This is a genomic window from Mesorhizobium sp. M7A.F.Ca.CA.004.04.2.1 (genome assembly GCF_004022825.1).
Classification (GTDB): domain Bacteria; phylum Pseudomonadota; class Alphaproteobacteria; order Rhizobiales; family Rhizobiaceae; genus Mesorhizobium.
The window spans coordinates 1-3290 of the sequence record NZ_RZPH01000695.1 but is presented as its reverse complement, the minus strand read 5'-3'; the positions used below and the strand labels follow the sequence as shown (position 1 = coordinate 3290).

The 3290-nt window shown below is 61.3% G+C and carries 4 protein-coding genes; all 4 read left to right on the top strand.

Going from position 1 to position 3290, the window contains the following annotated elements; genetic code table 11:
* Positions 1 to 200: signal peptidase I (lepB, locus tag EN893_RS25375; RefSeq protein ID WP_128361859.1), on the top strand; the 200-nt coding region annotated here is incomplete at its 5' end.
* Positions 200 to 955 (top strand): ribonuclease III, encoded by a 756-nt coding sequence (gene rnc, locus EN893_RS25370; protein WP_127267164.1) that lies wholly within the window; start codon positions 200 to 202, stop codon positions 953 to 955. The genes lepB and rnc, both read left to right, overlap by 1 nt.
* On the top strand, positions 952 to 1878 hold the full coding sequence (era, locus tag EN893_RS25365) for a GTPase Era (RefSeq protein ID WP_127267161.1): 927 nt from the start codon (positions 952 to 954) through the stop codon (positions 1876 to 1878). Before rnc ends, era begins: the two co-directional genes overlap by 4 nt.
* Positions 1879 to 1883: 5 nt before the next feature.
* Positions 1884 to 2777 (top strand): aminoglycoside phosphotransferase family protein, encoded by an 894-nt coding sequence (locus EN893_RS25360; RefSeq protein ID WP_127267162.1) that lies wholly within the window; start codon positions 1884 to 1886, stop codon positions 2775 to 2777.
* Positions 2778 to 3290: the final 513 nt, after the last annotated feature.

Here is a 3290-nt window from a genome sequence, read left to right as displayed (position 1 = left end):
CCGGCCACTATTTCATGATGGGCGATAACAGAGACAATTCCTCGGACAGCCGCTTCACCGTCGGTTTCGTGCCCGACGACAATCTCGTTGGCCGCGCCAACCTCATCTTCTTCTCGATCGGTGGCAGCGCCAGTCCGCTCGAAATCTGGAAATGGCCGTCGCTGATGCGCGCTTCGCGCCTGTTCCACTTCGTCAATTGATGGCTTTGAAGCGTCCGACAGGCGAAACTCTGGCCGGTTTGGTAAAAGCCAAGACCGGCCACGTCTTCAAGGATATCCGCTTGCTCGAGACCGCCTTGACGCATTCCAGTGCGGTCAAGGCCGCCACCAACAACCAGCGTCTTGAATTTCTTGGCGACCGCGTGCTCGGGCTTGTCGTCGCCGATATGCTTTTCGAAAAATTTCCCGATGCGCCGGAAGGTGAAATCGCGCCGCGTTTCAATGCGCTGGTCGATGCGCGGACATGCTCCGAGATCGGCATCGAAATGCAGCTGGAAGATCTGGTCCGCGCCGATTCTGCCTTGAAGATGCGGTCGCGTGGCTCGGGCGGAAACTATCTGGCGGATGCGGTCGAAGCCCTGATCGCGGCGGTTTACGTTGACGGTGGCATCGAGGCCGCGCGGCGGTTTGTCCTGCGCTACTGGGAACCGCGCTCGCATACGGTGATCACAAAGCCGCTCAATCCGAAATCCGATCTGCAGGAATGGATTGCCAAGACCAGCGATATCAGACCCGAATACGTGATCGAAAAGCGCGAAGGCCCGGACCACCAGCCCGTCTTCACCGTGTCCTTGCAGGTCCGCGGTTTTGCGCCGATAAGCGGCACTGGCGGCTCCCGCAGGGTTGCCGAAGAAGCGGCGGCTTCGGCATTTCTTGTGCGCGAAGGCGTCTGGGCCACCACATCGGCCCAAAAATCGGAGGGCGCGCGACCCTCCAGTGAAGGGAGTGCGGCATGACCGCTACCGAAGAGCCGGCGACCGCAGCCGCCGCCACGCATTCCGGTTTTGTCGCGCTGATCGGCGCGCCCAATGCGGGCAAGTCGACGCTGGTCAACCAATTGGTGGGCGCCAAGGTGTCGATCGTCACCCACAAGGTGCAGACGACCCGCGCCATCGTGCGCGGCGTCGCCACGCATGACAATGCGCAGATCGTTTTTGTCGACACGCCCGGCATCTTCAAGCCGAAGCGGAGGCTCGACACGGCGATGGTGACCACCGCCTGGGGCGGGGCCAAGGACGCCGACATCGTGCTGCTTTTGATCGATGCCGAACGCGGCATCAGGGGCGACGCCGACGCCATCCTCGAACGGCTGAAGGATGTGCGCCAGCCGATGGTGCTGATCCTCAATAAGGTCGACCGCGTCAAGCACGAAGCGCTGCTCGCTCTGTCGGCGGCAGCGAACGAAAGGGTGCCGTTCAAGCGCACCTTCATGGTGTCGGCGCTGACCGGTTCCGGCTGCAAGGACGTGCTCGATTATCTGGCCGAGGCTCTGCCGGTCGGCCCCTGGTACTATCCGGAAGACCAGATCTCGGACCTGCCGATGCGCCAGCTCGCGGCCGAGATCACGCGCGAGAAGCTGTATCTAAGGCTGCATCAGGAACTGCCCTATTCCTCGCATATCGAGACCGAGAAATGGGAAGAGAAGCCGGATGGCTCGGTGCGCATCGACCAGACCATCTATGTTGAGCGCGACAGCCAGAAGAAGATCGTTCTTGGCCACAAGGGCGAGACAATCCGCGCCATCGGCCAGGCGGCACGCATGGAGATAGCGGGCATCCTCGAACAGAAGGTGCACCTGTTCCTGTTCGTCAAGGTGCGCGAGAACTGGGGCGACGACCCTGAGCGCTATCGCGAGATGGGGCTCGAGTTTCCGCGCTAGGCTCGATGGTCAGCAAGCCGAACATCGACATAGCGCTTGTCAGCCGATTGATCGCCACGCAGTTTCCCCGTTGGAAGGAGCTTGCGGTCAGGCCCGTCGAGTTTGGCGGCTGGGACAACAGGACCTTTCATCTCGGCGACGAGATGACCGTGCGGCTGCCAAGCGCCGCGGCCTATTCCCTGCAGGTGGAAAAGGAGCATCGCTGGCTGCCGAGGCTCGCACCTCTGTTGCCGCTGCCGATCCCGGTGCCGCTGGCGATGGGAGTTCCGGCCGAAAGCTATCCCTGGCACTGGTCCGTTTACCGCTGGATCGAAGGCGAGACGGCAGAGCGCGAGCGTATCGCCAGCTTGCCGCGATTCGCGACCGACCTGGCCGCGTTCCTGGTCGCCTTGCAAAGGATCGATGCCACTGGCGGACCGGCGCCGGGACAACACAACTTCTTTCGCGGCGGAGCACTCAGCGTCTACGATGGCGAAACCCGGCAAGCGATTGCAGCCCTCGACGGCAAGATCGATACGGTCGCAGCCCGCGCGGTGTGGGAGGCAGCACTTGCCGCGCCATGGCACGGTGCGCCGGTCTGGTTCCACGGCGACGTCAGTTGCGGAAACCTGCTGGTCAGGCAAGGCCGGTTGGGCGCGGTGATCGACTTCGGAACCTCCGGCGTTGGCGATCCCGCCTGCGATCTGGCGATTGCCTGGACATTGTTTGAAGGCAAAAGCCGGGAGGCGTTTCGCGCCGGCCTTCCAGCCGATGAGGCGATGTGGGCGCGTGGTCGTGGCTGGACGCTTTGGAAGGCGCTGATCACGGTAGCTGGACAGATCGACGTCTACCCTGTCGAGGTTGAAAAATCCCGTCATGTGATCGATGAGGTGCTTGCCGATCACGCGCGGCGGGGGTGAGGCGCCAAACGTTCAAGGCGCTCTCGCCCACCAGATCCTGATCCTGTCGCCGATCCATCCGCCCCGTATGGCGCGACCAGGGACATTCTGGCCGAGGCGATGCTTTCCCGGACCTATGCGTGCCCACCCGCCTGATCGAGGCGGGGGGAGCGCATCGCCTGCGTCGTTCAGGTCGACTGAGAGGGCGTCACGGAGGAATCGTTTTTCAACGGCTGGCTGCTGTCACAATCGGCGACACGACGGCACTCCAGGAAGTTTCGACCGCCTTGGAGGGGGCAGACACCCTTGGAAGCGTCATCCCGCTTTTCGCCTCGGTATCAGAGCGGGATTTGCAGATGGGCGTTATCTGGCAACAGAAGGGGAGGCGGCAAGAATCAAATAAATTTCGACAGAATTGAGGTATATTTTGCGTATTATGCTGCCATTTTGGAAATATAACACGTTATCAGTATAGTTAGACGCGAAAGTATCCGTATATGTATTTAATAAATGACATTGTGCCATTTGTGCCGC

Excerpts from the sequence above, each read along its gene's own strand:
- rnc (WP_127267164.1), top strand. The coding sequence starts at position 200 with ATGGCTTTGAAGCGTCCGACAGGCGAAACTCTGGCCGGTTTGGTAAAA.
- EN893_RS25360 (WP_127267162.1), top strand. The coding sequence starts at position 1,884 with ATGGTCAGCAAGCCGAACATCGACATAGCGCTTGTCAGCCGATTGATC.
- era (WP_127267161.1), top strand. The coding sequence starts at position 952 with ATGACCGCTACCGAAGAGCCGGCGACCGCAGCCGCCGCCACGCATTCC.